13 protein-coding genes are annotated in these 14643 nt (G+C 70.9%); 5 read left to right on the top strand and 8 right to left on the bottom strand.

Going from position 1 to position 14643, the window contains the following annotated elements:
* Position 1: 1 nt before the first annotated feature.
* The 3 genes from AB0N68_RS10215 to AB0N68_RS10205 form a co-directional block, all read right to left on the bottom strand.
* Positions 2-3154, bottom strand: a complete 3153-nt coding sequence (locus AB0N68_RS10215; RefSeq protein WP_313366742.1) for an InlB B-repeat-containing protein — start codon at positions 3152-3154, stop codon at positions 2-4.
* Between the two features lie 281 nt (positions 3155-3435).
* The gene (locus tag AB0N68_RS10210) at positions 3436-4038 is read right to left on the bottom strand and encodes a pyridoxine/pyridoxamine 5'-phosphate oxidase (protein WP_259952267.1); all 603 of its coding nucleotides are present in this window, start codon (positions 4036-4038) and stop codon (positions 3436-3438) included.
* Between the two features lie 22 nt (positions 4039-4060).
* Entirely contained in the window at positions 4061-5659 is a 1599-nt protein-coding gene (locus AB0N68_RS10205) for an ABC-F family ATP-binding cassette domain-containing protein (protein ID WP_210677646.1), read from the bottom strand.
* Positions 5660-5787: 128 nt separating this feature from the next.
* Here AB0N68_RS10205 and AB0N68_RS10200 point away from each other — a divergent pair, with 128 nt between their 5' ends.
* The 4 genes from AB0N68_RS10200 to AB0N68_RS10185 all read left to right on the top strand — a co-directional run bounded on the left by AB0N68_RS10200 (position 5788) and on the right by AB0N68_RS10185 (position 9790).
* Positions 5788-6441, top strand: a complete 654-nt coding sequence (locus AB0N68_RS10200) for a DedA family protein (protein ID WP_232089031.1) — start codon at positions 5788-5790, stop codon at positions 6439-6441.
* A gap of 5 nt (positions 6442-6446) precedes the next feature.
* Positions 6447-7715: a sensor histidine kinase gene (locus AB0N68_RS10195; protein ID WP_268776219.1), complete on the top strand. Its 1269-nt coding sequence runs from the start codon at positions 6447-6449 to the stop codon at positions 7713-7715.
* Positions 7712-8383 (top strand): response regulator, encoded by a 672-nt coding sequence (locus AB0N68_RS10190; protein WP_062634324.1) that lies wholly within the window; start codon positions 7712-7714, stop codon positions 8381-8383. Before AB0N68_RS10195 ends, AB0N68_RS10190 begins: the two co-directional genes overlap by 4 nt.
* 96 nt (positions 8384-8479) lie before the next feature.
* On the top strand, positions 8480-9790 hold the full coding sequence (locus AB0N68_RS10185; RefSeq protein WP_268776218.1) for an acyltransferase family protein: 1311 nt from the start codon (positions 8480-8482) through the stop codon (positions 9788-9790).
* Between the two features lie 3 nt (positions 9791-9793).
* Here AB0N68_RS10185 and AB0N68_RS10180 read toward each other — a convergent pair whose 3' ends face one another.
* Positions 9794-10387 carry a CbiQ family ECF transporter T component gene (locus AB0N68_RS10180; protein WP_259952261.1) on the bottom strand — a complete coding sequence of 198 codons (594 nt, stop codon included), beginning with the start codon at positions 10385-10387 and terminating at the stop codon, positions 9794-9796.
* Entirely contained in the window at positions 10384-11100 is a 717-nt protein-coding gene (locus tag AB0N68_RS10175; protein ID WP_280564352.1) for an energy-coupling factor ABC transporter ATP-binding protein, read from the bottom strand. Before AB0N68_RS10175 ends, AB0N68_RS10180 begins: the two co-directional genes overlap by 4 nt.
* Positions 11101-11150: 50 nt before the next feature.
* Here AB0N68_RS10175 and AB0N68_RS10170 point away from each other — a divergent pair, with 50 nt between their 5' ends.
* A complete protein-coding gene (locus AB0N68_RS10170; protein ID WP_187661628.1) occupies positions 11151-11735 on the top strand; it encodes a TetR family transcriptional regulator in 585 nt (194 codons plus the stop codon).
* Here AB0N68_RS10170 and AB0N68_RS10165 read toward each other — a convergent pair.
* The 3 genes from AB0N68_RS10165 to AB0N68_RS10155 form a co-directional block, all read right to left on the bottom strand.
* Entirely contained in the window at positions 11698-13068 is a 1371-nt protein-coding gene (locus AB0N68_RS10165) for an MFS transporter (protein WP_280564349.1), read from the bottom strand. The genes AB0N68_RS10170 and AB0N68_RS10165 overlap by 38 nt on opposite strands.
* Entirely contained in the window at positions 13065-14219 is a 1155-nt protein-coding gene (locus tag AB0N68_RS10160; RefSeq protein WP_268776214.1) for a MalY/PatB family protein, read from the bottom strand. The genes AB0N68_RS10165 and AB0N68_RS10160 overlap by 4 nt, the downstream gene beginning before the upstream one ends.
* 94 nt (positions 14220-14313) lie before the next feature.
* Positions 14314-14643, bottom strand: coding sequence for a metal-sulfur cluster assembly factor (locus AB0N68_RS10155; RefSeq protein ID WP_017202280.1), 330 nt, complete (start codon positions 14641-14643; stop codon positions 14314-14316).

The raw sequence follows: 14643 nt of genomic DNA, 5'->3' as shown, positions 1-14643 counted from the left end.
GTCAGCCCCGATGCCTCCGGCGCCGGGCCGTCATCGCCACGATCCCCGTGGCGAACAGGAGGGCTCCGAGGAGCAACGTGCCCCATGGGTCCCCTCCGGTGCGGGGAAGATGACCGCCACCGGGCTCCGTTCCGGAGCCGCTCGAGGGCGGCGTCGGCGACGGCGGCGCGGGGGCATCCTCCCAGACGGCGTAAAGGACGAGGTCGCCGGTGAGCGCAGAGATGCTGAGCCGGTCGAACGCCGGATCGGCGACCGTCGCGTCCGCGGACGTCGACCATCCGAGGAACGTGGTCCCGGGTCCTCTGAAGAGCAGGTCGAATGCTCCGGGATAGGTGATCGATGCCTCCGGAGGCCCTTCCCAGGTGACGGTGCCGTCGGCCCCGCCGTTCTCACGGAAGGTCACGGCGAACGAGGGAGACGGATCGGCGTACACGGCGGTGAGCGTGATGTCCCGTCCGGCGAAGCGCACCGTGCGTCCGGCCTGGAAGAGTCCGTCGGCCGCTACGGGGCTCGTGATGATGCGCGCCACCGCGATCGTCGCGATACGCCAGCCGACGAAGACCTCGTCGTCCCGGGTCAGTCCCGCTCCGTCCACGACGATCGCGCTCGATCCGGCGTCGTAGCCGAGAGGATCCGTCGGTACGGTGCCGCCGGTGTTGCCGTCCCCGTCATAGCGGAGGGTGAAGGGAGCGGCCTCCGGCTGCTGCCACCGGGCGTAGAGATCGAGGTCGGCGCCGACCGGCGTGTCGAAGTCATACGGTACGAAGAAGCCTGCTGTCGTCCGCTGGTACCAGCCGAGGAACGTCTGGCCGTCCGGTAGCGGGGGCAACGGATCCGGAGTGGTCGCCATCCCCTGGTCCTCCACCGTCTGCGTCAGATCGTCGATGGGCTCCGGGCTGGACGGGTGGTCGTAGAACCGGACGGTGTGCGGATCCGTCAGCCACCGCGCGTAGAGCACGAGGTTGCTGGCGGGCATCGTCGCTCCGTCGAACGTGAACGGCACGTTGAACTGGGAGTCGGTGTACCAGCCGAGGAAGACATCGCGACCACGGGTCGGGTCGGCGGGTGCCGAGGGCTCGAGCGCGGTCTCGAAGGGGATGCCTGTGACGGCGGGGATGGCTGTGCCCCCTCCGGTCACGAAGCTGAGCGTGTAGGTGTTGCGGCTGTAGAACTGGTAGCGGTACCGGTCGTTGACGTTCCCGCTGTTGTTGAGCTGATACAGATGACCCGACGCCTGGTCGAGCTGGAAGTAGTTGCCCTGCGTGTTCGTCCCCGCGCCATAGCCCACGTACGACGTGAAGCCGTCGATGACGCTGGCGACCTGCCGATCGCCGTTCGAGGCCCAGTACCACGCGCTGCGGTACTGACCGAAGACCTGATGGCCGGAGGGCACGGAGGCACGGACAGCGGTCTTGTTGTTGGCGTACAGCGTCTCCACCCGCAACGGATCGTTCGGTACGCCGTCCGGCCCGAGCACGGCGTCCGGAGCGGGCTGCCCCTGGTCCAGCTCTTCCGCGTACTCGAATCGTTGCGTGAGGTTCTGGGTGCGCGCGGCAGCCATCTTCCCGGTCATCGTCGTCGTGCGGTTCGCGAGATCGACGGAACCGGTGTCCGCCCCGGCACCGGTGTAGACCGCGGTGAAGATCAGAGGGGTGAACTGCTGCGGCCCCCAGCCGCGGAGGACGCAGCTCTGGTTCTCGGTCCCGGCGTCGTAGGCGGTGATCAGGCCGGAGCCGTCCGTCTGCGACAACGGCACCGGCGCCACGCCCGCGGCCTGCATGTCGAAACCGATCTTCTCGCGGACCGAGAGCGTGCCGAGGAGCTGCGCGCCACCGGACACCGTCGAGGCGAAGTACGTGGCGCCGCCGACGTCCATGGTGATGTCGTAGGTGCCTGCCGCGGCGCACGCCGCGGGCACGTTCGCCGAGCTTCCCGGGGCGATGAGTCGGAAGTCCGTCCGCCACAGCGACCGCGTCAGGTAGACGTTCACCACCGTCGATCCGTCTCCCTGCACAGTGACATCCTGTTGGCTCACCGCCAGGTCGGCGAATGTCAGCGGATCCGACTGCACGACGGCGGGGTCGAGCTGCGCGCGCACGAGCTCCTTGATGGGCGTCGGGAGGTCGTCCTTCACGGTCGGGCCCCCGACGGTGGAACCCGCGGTCGCTGTCGACGCGATGTCGTCGAGGAAGAGGAAGTTCGCCGGGTCCGCCAACTGCGCGTCGCTGAGCCTCCCGTCCGCGTCGGTCCACGCGGGCGGCGTCGCTCCCGCGGCCGTGAACACCGGCGCCGGGTAGGACTCCGGGACGACGTTCGGCTTCTCGAGCCAGTAGCTGACGTGGTACTCGACGTCCTCCCCCTGCCAGCCGGCGTAGAGCGTCGCGGTATCCGTCAGCGGGAGGTCGACGGGTTGCGTGCGCGCGGCATCCGCCCACCACTGGGTGAACGTGTATCCGGTCCTCGTCGGCGCCGGGATGGCCGCGAGATCCGCCGCGGTGAAGGTCGTATCGGGCTCGACGACGAACTCGGGGGCCACGGAAGTGCCGTCCGTCACGAACGACACCGCGAATCCGGAGACGAGGATCGGCACCAGCCGGAAGTTCTCCGTGACAGGAGCAGCGAAATCGTAGGGCGTCCGGGTCGGGTCGTCCTCCCGGTACCACTCCCCCGTGAACACCTGCCCGTCCGGGACCTCGGCGACATCCGGTGCGATCTCCCCCAATGGCTCGCCGTCTCGCACCTCGTCGGCATCGATGATGCGCTCGGCGTCCTCTCCCGCGGGTCCGGCGAGGAACTGCACGATCCGCGTGTCGGCGAAGGTCGCTCGCACGGTCAGGTCCGTGGTGATGACGGTGCTCTCGAACCGGAACGGCTCCTCGGCGCCGGGAGGTCCCGTGACCCAGCCGTCGAACGGTCCCTCCTCGGAGGTGGGCGCCGGCTGCCGAGGCGCCAGTCCTCCGGAGACGACGGCGACCTCAGCCACCGTGTTGCCGAGGGACTCGAATGTGACGGTGTGATACCCCCAGATGCCCGGGGTCGTCGGCCCGCCGACCGGGGCGGCCGCGAGAGCCGGAGCCGCCGTGACGACGGCGCCCCCGACTCCGAGGAGGACTGCCAGCGTGGCCGCGAGAGCCCGTCGTGGTGCCATGCGCATGTGTCGTCCCCCTCCGACGAGCAGATCGCTACAGTGTGCCACTCCGTTCCGCCCGGTTCCAGCCCCTCTCACCCCCGCCCTCACCCCGCCCCCTCCCCCGGCGAAGCTCGAAAACGCTCCTCCCCGCACGCTTCCAGGCACCTTTCCGATCCCGCACGGGTGTCCCCGCTGCTACGGGATCGAAAACGGGCGTTCGTAAGCAACCGGAGGCGCGTTTTCGATCCCGCGCGAGACGACGGTGCGGGATCGAAAACGTGCCGTCCGAGTGATGGGGCGGAGCGTTATCGATCGCTGGAGCTGGGATCGGCGCCGGTGGCGGTGTGCTGCCATCGGCCCTCGACGCGGCGGTAGACGATCCGGGTGTGGTTTCGATCCGGGGAGCCCTGCCAGAACTCGACTCGCGTCGGCACGACACGCCACAGCACCCAGTCCCCCGGCTGGAGACCGGCGCGTGCGTCCTCGGAGCGGGCAGCGAGGTCGGCGTCGCTCTCCGCCGGGGACGCCTCCTCCACGGTTCCCCGCACCCGCACCGCGCGTCGCTGCGGCTGCCACCACAGATTCAGGGCCGCGGCCGGACGCGCCTCGAGCTGCGTGGCCTTCCGTGAGGACCGTGCTCCGGCGAACGCCCAGCCACGCGCGTCCACATCCTTGAGGATCAGCGTGCGCGCGTCCGGCAGGCCGTCCGCGTCGACGGTCGCGAGGGTCGCGGCGTGCGGTTCCGGAACGCCGTCTGCGGCCGCCGTGCGGAGCCAGTCGCGGAAGAGCGGCACCGGATCGTCGGGGAGATCAGCGAGGCGCAGCGGTGGAGCCGTGCCGGTGAGGGCCGGCTGCGCGCGCAACCATACCGCGAGCTCCGAGGGAGGAAGGATCGACTGCTCGGCCATCCTCCGACTATGCCACGACCGGCTACGCGAGCTCGATGAGGTCCTGGTACTCCTGGCTCCAGATGTCCTCGACGCCGTCGGGCAGGATGAGGACGCGCTCCGGGTTCAGCGACTGCACCGCGCCGGGGTCGTGCGACACGAGCACCACGGCACCCTCGTAGTGGGCCAGAGCCCCGAGGATCTCCTCGCGCGAGGCCGGGTCGAGATTGTTCGTGGGCTCGTCGAGCAGCAACAGGTTCGCGGACGACACGACGAGGGTCGCCAACGACAGTCGCGTCTTCTCACCGCCGGAGAGCACGCCGGCCGGCTTGAGGACGTCGTCGCCGGTGAACAGGAACGAGCCGAGGACCTTGCGCGCCTCGGTCTCGGTGATGTGCGGGGCCGCCGACACCATGTTCTCCAGCACCGAGCGGCTGACGTCGAGGTTCTCGTGCTCCTGCGCGTAGTACCCGACCTTGAGGCCGTGGCCGGGCTCGAGCTGGCCGGTGTCCGGCTGGTCGACGCCCGCGAGCATGCGCAGCAACGTCGTCTTTCCCGCACCGTTGAGTCCGAGCACGACGACCTTGGAGCCACGGTCGATCGCGAGGTCGACGTCGGTGAAGATCTCCAGCGAGCCGTACGACTTCGACAGTCCGGACGCCATCAGCGGGGTCTTGCCACAGGGCGCCGGCTTCGGGAACCGCAGCTTCGCGACGCGGTCCTCCTGACGCACGTCTTCCAGCCCCGACAGGAGCTTCTCCGCGCGGGCGAGCATCTGGTGCGCGGCCGCCGCCTTGGACGCCTTGGCTCCGAAGCGCGCCGCCTGCTGCTGGAGAGTGGTCGCCTTCTTCTCCGCGTTGGCCCGCTCCTTCTTGCGGCGCTCCTCATCCGCGGCGCGCTGACGCAGGTAGTTCTTCCAGTTCATGTTGTAGATGTCGATGACCTGGCGGTTGGCGTCGAGGTAGAAGACGCGGTTGACGGTCTCGCCGACGAGCTCGACGTCGTGGCTGATGACGATCAACCCGCCCTTGTAGTTCTTGAGGAACTCCCGCAGCCACACGACGCTGTCCGCGTCGAGGTGGTTGGTCGGCTCGTCGAGGATCATCGTCTGGGCGTCGGAGAAGAGGATGCGCGCGAGCTCGATTCGACGGCGCTGTCCACCGGAGAGGGTCGACAGCGGCTGGTCGAGGATGCGGTCCGGCAGCGAGAGGTTGTGCGCGATCGACGCCGCCTCGGCCTCGGCCGCGTAGCCGCCCTGCGCCTCGAACTTCTCGGTGAGCGCCCCGTAGCGCTTCATCGCCTTCGCCGCGACCGCGGGGTCGTCCGAGCCCATCGCGAGCGAGGCCTCGGTCATGCCGAGGTTGAGCTGGCCGAGGCCGCGGGCGTCGAGGATGCGGGTACGGGCGAGATCCTCCGGGTTGCCCGAACGCGGGTCCTGCGGCAGGTAGCCGAGTTCGCCGGAGCGGGTGACGGTACCACCGGAGGGCAGCACGTCGCCGGCGAGCACCTTGGTGAGTGTCGTCTTGCCCGCACCGTTGCGTCCGACGAGGCCGATCTTGTCGCCGTCGGACACACGGAACGAGACGTTCTCCATCAGCAGGCGCGCGCCAACGCGGATCTCGAGGTCGTGCACGGCAAGCACAGCGGACGTCCGTTCGTTCGGGAGGAGGGTGATGGCCGAGCGGCCAGCCTCCCAGTATATGCCGCTGCGACGGCGCTGATCGCCGACAAGATCCCTCTGCAGGGTGACCGAGGCGATACCGGGGAGTGATGACCCGCCCCGCACCCGCTGCCTACGGTGCTGGAGTGGACATCCTCAACGACCTCATCCTGCAGGCGATCGCCTCCCCGTGGCTGTACGCGGTGCTCTTCGCGGTGACCGTGATCGACGGGTTCTTCCCTCCGGTCCCGAGCGAGACGGTCCTCGTCGCCGCGGCGGCCGTCGCCGCGTCCACCGGCGACGGCAACATCCTGCTGCTCGGGGCGGTCGCCGCCCTGGGCGCCGCGATCGGCGACAACATCGCGTTCCTCATCGGTCGCCGGCTCGGCACCACGAGGTTCGCGTGGATGCGCCGCCCTCGCGTCGCTGCCGCGTTCGCCTACGCGCAGCATGCTCTCGACCGCCGCAGCGCGACGCTGATCCTCGGCGCGCGATACATCCCGATCGGTCGCGTGGCCGTGAACATGTCCGCCGGAGCGCTCGGGTTCCCCTGGCGGCGGTTCCTCCCGCTGAGCCTCATCGCCGGTGTCAGCTGGAGCGTGTTCAGCCTCGCGATCGGGTTGCTCGCCGGTGCCTGGCTGCACGACCAGCCCGTGCTCAGCGCCGCCATCGGCGTCGTCATCGCCCTGATCGTCGGCATCGTCATCGACCGGATCGCCGCGCTCCGCCGCCGCCGTACGGCGGTCCCGCACCTGGCAGGATGAGACGCATGGCACGCCGCCGAGAGCGCACCCCGCGCCCGTCACGGATCAGCCGTCGCACCGGCGCCCTCGTGGCGCTGACCACGGCGGTCGTCGTGCTGTACGCGCTCCTCGTCCCGCTCCAGACGGTGCTCTCGGGCACGCCGCTGCCGCTGTCTTTCCTGCTCGGTGCCGCCGTGTGCGGGCCTCCCCTGCTCGTCCCCTCCCGTCCGCGGACCGCGATCGTCGTGTTCGCCGCCGGCGCCTTCCTGCTCCCTCTCCTCGTCGAGCCGGCGCGGGCGATCCAGTCCCCGTGGCCGTGGTCGGTACCGGCACTGCTCGCGTTCGTCCTCTTCGTGGGCGTGATGTCCTTCGTGCAGGGAGCCCGACTCGGCGCCCTCACCCTCGTGATCGGCGCACTCACCTCCCTGACGGCGCCCCTGCTGCGGCCGGACATGGTCGCGACACCGGCGAGCTCCGGGAGCGTCACCGCCAACCTGATCGTGACGACCTCGGTCGCCGCCGCGATGTTCCTCATCGCCGTCCTCGTCGCCGGCCGCGTGCGGGTGGCGGCCGAGCTGACCAGGGAGAAGGAGCACAGCGCCCTGGAGGAGTCGCGGCGCGCCCTCGTGGAGGAGCGCACCCGTATCGCCAGGGAGCTGCACGACGTCGTGGCGCACAGCATGTCGGTGATCCAGGTGCAGGCGTCGACCGCACGCTACCGGATCGCGGACCTCGATGCCGACGCGGCGGCCGAGTTCGACGACATCGCCGCCACCGCTCGCTCCTCGCTCACCGAGATGCGGCGCATGCTGGGGGTGCTCCGCACGGAGGACCAGCATGCCGAGCTCGCACCGCAGCAGGGACTGGACGACGTGCCGGCCCTCGTCGACACCATCCGACGCGCCGGCGTGGAGGTCGGTCTCGTGCTGGAGGGGATCGAGGCGGCCTCGGCCGCCGGACCCGGTGTGCAGATCGCCGCCTTCCGCATCGTGCAGGAGGCACTGAGCAACGCCGTCCGCCATGCCCCCGGAGCACGGGTCACCGTCCGCCTTCACGCCGATGCCGGCAGCCTGCACATCCGGGTGCGCAACGCGGCGCCGCCGCAGCCGGTCGAGAACCCCACCGGGGGCTACGGCCTCCGGGGAATGCGCGAGCGCGCAGAGCTGCTGGGCGGGAGCCTCGCGGCCGGCCCGTCCGACGACGGGGGCTGGACGGTCGACGCCACCCTGCCCCTGTCCCCCGCGGCATCAGCGGCCGCCCCGACCGCCCCGGCGGAAGACAAGGAGAACTCGTGACGATCAGCGTGCTCATCGCCGACGATCAGGCGATGGTCCGCGCCGGCTTCGCCGCCCTGCTGGACGCCCATGAGGGCATCCGCGTGGTGGGTCAGGCCGCGGACGGCGCAGAAGCCGTCACGCTCGCCGCGCGGCTCGACCCCGACGTCATCCTCATGGACGTCCGCATGCCGGAGCTCGACGGCATCGAGGCCACCCGGCGCATCCTGGGCCCGTCGTACCCGGCCGCGCACGTGCCGCGGATCCTCATGCTCACCACGTTCGACATCGACGACTACGTCTACGACGCCCTCGCCGCCGGCGCCAGCGGCTTCCTCCTCAAGGACGCCCTCCCGGAGGAGCTCGTGCATGCCGTCCGCGTGGTGGCGGGGGGCGATGCGCTCCTCGCCCCGAGCGTGACGCGGCGGATGATCGAACAGTTCGCCGGACGGCGGCCGGCATCACGCAGGTCAGCGACCGCCCTCGCCGATCTCACCGACCGGGAGCGCGAGGTGCTCGTCCTCATCGGCAAGGGCCGCTCCAACACGGAGATCGCGGGCGACCTGTTCATCGCCGAGCAGACCGTGAAGACCCACGTCGGCAAAGTGCTCGCGAAACTCGGTCTCCGCGACCGCGTGCACGCCGTCATCCTCGCCTACGACACCGGTCTGGTCGAACCCTCCGCCTGAGTCACCCCTGCGTAGGGGTCAGGACGGCACCACGGGGTGATGTCGTGCCGACCACCGCGTCCATAGCCTCCGAGGACACCGTTCCCAGGAGGACTCATGGTCATCGCCGCGGCTCCACGCCTCAGCACCCCCGCCCCCGCCGTATCCGCCCCCACCGGCCACCGCGACACCGGCATCGACGTCGTCCGGGCACTGTGCGTGCTCGGCGTCGTCCTGCTGCACGCCGTCATGGTGGGGGTCACGGTGTCCGAGTCCGGGCCGGTGTTCGAGAACGCGAGCGACGGCACGGGCTGGATCGCGCCGCTGAGCTGGCTGCTGCAGGTGATGCCGCTCTTCTTCGTGATCGGAGGGTTCTCCGGACTCCTCGCCTACCGCCGCCTCCGCGACCGCGGCGGGAGCGCCACCGCCTTCGTGGCCGGTCGGGTGCACCGGCTCCTGCGTCCGGCCCTGTTCACCATCGCCGCGGTCGGCATCGCTCTCGCCGTGCTCACCGTCGTCGGGGTCTCCCCGGATCTCATCGCGGTCGCGGGTTTCCGGTACGGGCAGCCCCTGTGGTTCCTCGGGGTCTTCCTGCTGTGCCAGGCCCTCCTCCCCGCCTTCGTCGCGCTGCACGACCGCGCGCCGCTGCGGACCATCGCTCTCCTCGCCGCTGCGGCCGTCGCGGTCGACGTGCTGCGCGCCACGACCGGGAACGACGCCCTGGGTTTCCTCAACCTCGCCTTCGTCTGGCTGACGATGCAGCAGCTCGGGTTCTTCCTCGCCGACGGACGCATGGATGCACTGCGGCCCGGAGTCCGCGTGGCGATCGGCACCGGCTCCCTCGGGCTCCTCGTCGCACTCTTCCTCGGGGGCGTGTACTCCCCCGACCTCATCGCCAACATCAACCCGCCGACAGCCGCCCTCCTGCTGGTCGGGCTCATCCACACGACCCTGTTCTCCCTGTACCGCGACCGGATCGGACGCTTCAGCCGGCACACCCCGGTGGCCGCGTTCACCGCGTTCGTGACCCGGCGCACGATGACCATCTACCTCTGGCACATGCCGGTGCTGTTGGTGATGGCCGGAGCGACAGCGCTGGCAGCGATCGTCGGGGGGCTCAGCCTGCCCGCACTCGACAGCGTGGAATGGTGGGCAGCCCGCCCGCTGTGGCTGGTGACGGCACTCGTCCTCACCGCCCTGGTCGCCGTGCGCGTCGATCGCTTCGAGAACCACCCCTCGCCGATGGCGACGGACTCGCGCCGCCGCCTGGTGCTGGGGACCGCCGTGGGACTCACGGGGGTGGTGCTGCTCCTCGTCCTCGGTACGACGGTCTCCACTGCGGCGCTCGCCGTGCTGCTGCTCGTGGCTGCGCTGCGGCTCGCCGGCCGCTCCGGGAGCGCCGTCCCCGCCCCCGCCGTCGTGGCGTGACCGTCAGCCGACCCCGCGGGCGGCGAGGGCATCACCGACCTGGTCCGCGTGGCGGAGCGTCATGACGAGCAGGGGCACCACGCCACGCACACCCAGTCTCACACCGCGGGCGCGCTCCGCATCGCGCACCCGCTGTGCGAAGCCCGCGACGACGGGCACCATCGTCAGGGTGAGCGACACCGCCATCGACACCGCCTCGGGGTCCACCCCGACACGGCGCAGCGGCCGCAGGAGGCGCTGCAGCACCTCCAGGAGGTCGGACATGCGCGTGGTCAGGGTGAGGAGCGCGGCGAGCAGCAGCAATGCGGCGACCCGCCCGGTGCTCATCCAGGCGGCCACGGGAGACACGAAGACGGCGAGGGCGATCGCGAGCACGAGCAGGACCGCACGCAGCCGCCACAGCTCGATCAGGGCGGCGGAGAGCGGCACACCTCCGATCGGGTAGAGCGCGAACACGGCCGCGAGGCAGACGGCGATGCTGACCGGCCCGTGCGGGAACAGGGTCATCGCGAGCGCCGCGAGGGCGAGGCCCGCCAGCTTCGGTCCGGCCGGCACCCTCGACAGGCGCCCCGGCACGAGCGGCCGGGACGGGATCACGCGCACAACCGGCGATAGCGCGCGATGACCGACTCGGGATCTCCCTGCTCGACGACGCGCCCGCCGTCGAAGAGGACGGCCGTGTCGCAGCGCGCGGCGAGCTCGAGATCGTGGGTGACGATGAGCACCTGCGCGTCCTGTTCCAGGAGGAGGTCTCCGATCCGCCGCGCGTTGCGCAGGTCGAGGAGCGTGGTCGGTTCGTCCGCCACGATCAGTGCCGGCTCGGAGAGGAGCACCGCGGCGAGGGCCAGCATCTGCTTCTGGCCTCCCGAGAGCGACGACGCCGGGATGTCGGCGTGGGCGCCGAGACCGTGCCGATCCAGCGTCTCCTGCACGCGGGCGGCGATGTCCCCACGGGGCCGCCCTCGGAGGGACAGCGCGAGATCCTCGGCCGGGGTCGGCATCAGGATCTGGGCATCCGGATCGGTGAAGACGAAGCCCACCCGGCGGCGGACGGCGGTCCGCTCTCGGAGCGCGTCGAGGCCGTGGACGGTGACCGTTCCCGTGGTCGGCGTCATGAGGCCGTTCAGCAATCGGGCGAACGTCGACTTCCCGGAGCCGTTCTCACCGATCACGGCGATGCGCGGCGCGGTGAGTTCCAGCGTCACGTCGTCGAGCAGAACGCGGCCGTCGACCGTCACGCCCACGCCGTCGAGACGCACCGTTCCCGGCTCCGCGAGCGTCGCGGTCGTCCCCGGCTGCCGCCTGCGCATTCATCCTCCTGAACACCGTTCACCTGAACGCCGTTCACTATAGTGGGGGCATGAGTCCCGACACGAATCCCGCCCGTCACGACCGGGACAGCGTCTCGCGGACGGCCCTCTCCCTCCTCGACGAGGTGGGGCTGGCCGACCTCTCCATGCGCCGCATCGCGGCTCGGCTCGACGTGCAGCCCAGCGCTCTCTACTGGCACGTGGCGAACAAGCAGGAGCTCCTCGCCGACCTCGCCGACCGGATCACCGCCGGGGTTCCCGCCGGAGACGGCGGGGTCCTCACGACTGCCCGCGCGCTCCGCGACGCCCTCTTCGCCTACCGCGACGGCGCGGAGCTCGTGCTCAGCACGTACGCGCTCCAGCTGGGCTCGGCCCACGCCCGCGAGGCTCTGGTCGCGGCCCTCCGCGCGGAGGGAGCTCAGGACGCCGAGGACCGCGGCGCCGCGATCCTGCATTTCGTGCTCGGTCATGCGACCCTCGTCCAGCAGCGGATGCACGCCGACAGTCACGGCGCCCTCCCGTCCTCCAGCGAGGTCGACGTCACGGCGGGTCTGGACCGGGTGTTCGACCTCGGTGTGATCGCCCTCGCCGGTGAGCTCAGCGCACCGAAGACTCCGCGGCGTGCCCGAGCCTGAGCCCGGGGATCACCGCGAGCAGCACCAGCCCGACGCCGAGGACGAACACGACCGCGAACGCATCCGCCCGGCCACCCAGAGTGGCGACGGCGAGCCCCGCCAGCGCGATCGCGACCGCCGAACCCGTCGCGTCCGAGATCGAGAGCGCCGAGGAGTTGAATCCCTGGTTCGTCTCATCCGAGTAGGCGAGGGTCAGCACGGTGAGCCGCGGGTACAGCAGCCCCATGCCGCCCCCGGCGAACGCCCACCCGACGATCACGAAGATCGGGGAGGCGTCGAACGCCGCGGCGGCCAGCACGCAGAGCATCGCCGCGAGCAACGCTCCCAGGCTGAGAGCCGTGATGCGGTGGTTGCCCAGCCGCTCACCGTAGCGACCCTGCGCGGCGGACGCACCGGCCCACGCGAAGGCGGCCAGCATGAGGGCGACCCCGGCCCAGGTGGCGGAGAAGTCGAACTTCCGCATGAGCAGGTACGGGATGTAGGCCTCCGCGGCGAAGAACGCGCCGGCCGCCACGCCGCGCATGAGCACGACACTGGGAAGGCCGGCGCCGGCGCGCAGCGTGCGTCGCGGCAGAAGGGGCAGCACGGCGACACCGATCGCGAGCACGGCTCCCAGCGCGACCGGCCAGCCGATCGCCGGATCGAGCTCGGCGGACAGTCCGATCACCACCGCGAGCACCGCGACGACGATGGCGAGCGAGAGGCGCGTGAGCAGCGCCCGCCGGTCCTGCGGCTCCCCGCGGCCGAGGTCGACACCGCGCAAGCGGATCGCGACCATGGAGAACGCGATCGCGGTCAGCACCGCCACGCCCAGGAACGCCCATCGCCAATCGAGGTACTCCGCCACCGCTCCCGCGAGGAAGGGCCCGATCATCGACGGCACCACCCAGGCGGCCGCGAATGCCGCGAACACCCGCCCGTGCAGGTACGGCGGATACAGCCGCGCGACGACGACGTACAGAGCGACGGTCTGGCCACCGGCACCGAGCCCCTGCACCAGTCGTCCGATCAGGAACTGGGGCATCGTCGCCGCGAACCCGGAGATCAGCAGGCCGAGGATGAAGAGGGTGACGGCGGCGTACAGCGCGCCGCGCGGACCGCGCGCGTCCGACCAGGAACCGGCCGCGACCATCCCGATCACGCTGGTCGCGAGCGTGCCCGCGAAGGCGACGGCGTACAGCGACTGGCCGTCTAGGGCATCGCTGACGATCGGCATGACCGTCGTCACCGCGAGGGCCTCGATCGCGGCGAGGAAGATCAGGGCGACAGCGCCCAGAGTCACCCAGACCCGGCTGCGGTCCCAGATCGTGGCGGTCGGCTTCGCAGCCGTCATCGCTCGACGAGCGCGGCGATGCGCTCGATCGCCTCGGTGAGGATCTCGGGGCTGGTGCCGAAGTTGAGCCGCACGTGTCCGGCCCCTTCCTCCCCGAAGGCCGGGCCGAAGTGCAGCGCGACCTTCGCCTCGCGGAGGATCTGCCGGGCGGGATTGTCGCCCCAGCCGAGTGCCGAGAGGTCGATCCACGCGAGGTACCCCGCGTCCGGAATGCGGTAGCGGGCGGCGGGCAGGTGACGGGCGAGGAGATCTTCCAGCAGCACGCGGTTCTCGTCGAGGGTGCGCAGGAGGCCGTCGAGCCAGGCGTCGCTCTCCTCCGAGAATGCGGCGACGGCCGCGAGCAGACCGAACTGTCCCGTCCGCCACTCCACCTCGACCGGCAGGTCGCGAACGACCGCGGACGTCTCTTCCGCGGCGGTCACCATGAGCGCGCACTTCAGTCCCGCGAGATTGAACGCCTTGCTCGCGCTGACGACGGCATAGCCGACCCGGGCTGCCGCGTCGCTCGTGGCGAGGAAGGGCGTGAAGCCCGCGCCGGGCTGCGCGAGCGGTGCATGGATCTCGTCCGAGACGACCGTCGCGCCGAACTCCTCGGCCAGGTCAGCCAGCGCGGCCAGCGTCTCCCGATCGTGCACGGTGCCCGTCGGGTTGTGCGGGTTGCAGAGGAGGATGGCCGTCGCGCCGTCCTCGAACGCGGCGCGGATCCCGTCGAGGTCGAGCTCCCACCGCGTCCCCGTGTCGCGCAGCGGCACCCGCTGCACCTCGGCTCCCGCCTCGGCCACGAGGTCGTAGAAGGGCGGGTAGACCGGAGGCGTCACGACGACGCGCTCCCCCGGCTGCGTGACGCGGCGGAGGATCTCGACGATGCCCATGCTCACGTCCGCCGTGCTGCGCATCCGTGCGGGGTCGGGACGCCAGCCGAAGCGGCGCTCCGCGAAACCCGCGTAGGCCTCCGCGAGCGGTGTCCGCGAGGCGATGTACCCGGTGTCCCCGAGGTCCAGCGCCCGCTGCAGAGCGGCGGTGATGGGCGGAGCGAGCGGGAAGTCCATCTCCGCGACGAAGAGGGGCAGCACGTCCTCGGGATACTCCCGCCACTTCTCGCTGGTGCGCTCGCGCAGCTCCGACAGCGGCAGGGCCTTGACCGACAGCATTCGTCCTCCGATTTCTCTCCGCGCCGATGCGGAGACGTCGAAGCGGGCGTGCCCGGCACGCCCGCTTCGTCTGGTGGTCAGGTGACCGGAACGCTCAGATCGCGAAGCCGAGAGCACGCATCATGTCGCGTCCGTCGTCCGTGATCCGCTCGGGTCCCCACGGCGGCATCCACACCCAGTTGATGCGGAAGCGGTCCACGACGTTGTCCAGGGCCTGCGCCGTCTGGTCTTCGAGGACATCCGTGAGCGGGCAGCCCGCACTGGTCAGCGTCATGTGGATGACGAGAGCGTCGTTCTCGTCATCCCAGGCGAGGTCGTAGATGAGCCCGAGGTCGACGACGTTGATCCCGAGCTCAGGATCCATCACGTCCTTGAGGGCCTCGGTGACCGCGTCGTACTTCTCGTCCGTCAGGGTCGCTGTCAT

Source organism: Microbacterium meiriae (assembly GCF_040685015.1).
GTDB lineage: Bacteria > Actinomycetota > Actinomycetes > Actinomycetales > Microbacteriaceae > Microbacterium > Microbacterium meiriae.
This window is presented reverse-complemented; position numbering and strand designations above follow the sequence as displayed.

Excerpts from the sequence above, each read along its gene's own strand:
- AB0N68_RS10210 (WP_259952267.1), bottom strand. The coding sequence starts at position 4,038 with ATGGCCGAGCAGTCGATCCTTCCTCCCTCGGAGCTCGCGGTATGGTTG.
- AB0N68_RS10175 (WP_280564352.1), bottom strand. The coding sequence starts at position 11,100 with ATGCGCAGGCGGCAGCCGGGGACGACCGCGACGCTCGCGGAGCCGGGA.
- AB0N68_RS10165 (WP_280564349.1), bottom strand. The coding sequence starts at position 13,068 with ATGACGGCTGCGAAGCCGACCGCCACGATCTGGGACCGCAGCCGGGTC.
- AB0N68_RS10160 (WP_268776214.1), bottom strand. The coding sequence starts at position 14,219 with ATGCTGTCGGTCAAGGCCCTGCCGCTGTCGGAGCTGCGCGAGCGCACC.
- AB0N68_RS10170 (WP_187661628.1), top strand. The coding sequence starts at position 11,151 with ATGAGTCCCGACACGAATCCCGCCCGTCACGACCGGGACAGCGTCTCG.
- AB0N68_RS10155 (WP_017202280.1), bottom strand. The coding sequence starts at position 14,643 with ATGACAGCGACCCTGACGGACGAGAAGTACGACGCGGTCACCGAGGCC.
- AB0N68_RS10185 (WP_268776218.1), top strand. The coding sequence starts at position 8,480 with ATGGTCATCGCCGCGGCTCCACGCCTCAGCACCCCCGCCCCCGCCGTA.
- AB0N68_RS10195 (WP_268776219.1), top strand. The coding sequence starts at position 6,447 with ATGGCACGCCGCCGAGAGCGCACCCCGCGCCCGTCACGGATCAGCCGT.
- AB0N68_RS10215 (WP_313366742.1), bottom strand. The coding sequence starts at position 3,154 with ATGCGCATGGCACCACGACGGGCTCTCGCGGCCACGCTGGCAGTCCTC.
- AB0N68_RS10200 (WP_232089031.1), top strand. The coding sequence starts at position 5,788 with ATGACCCGCCCCGCACCCGCTGCCTACGGTGCTGGAGTGGACATCCTC.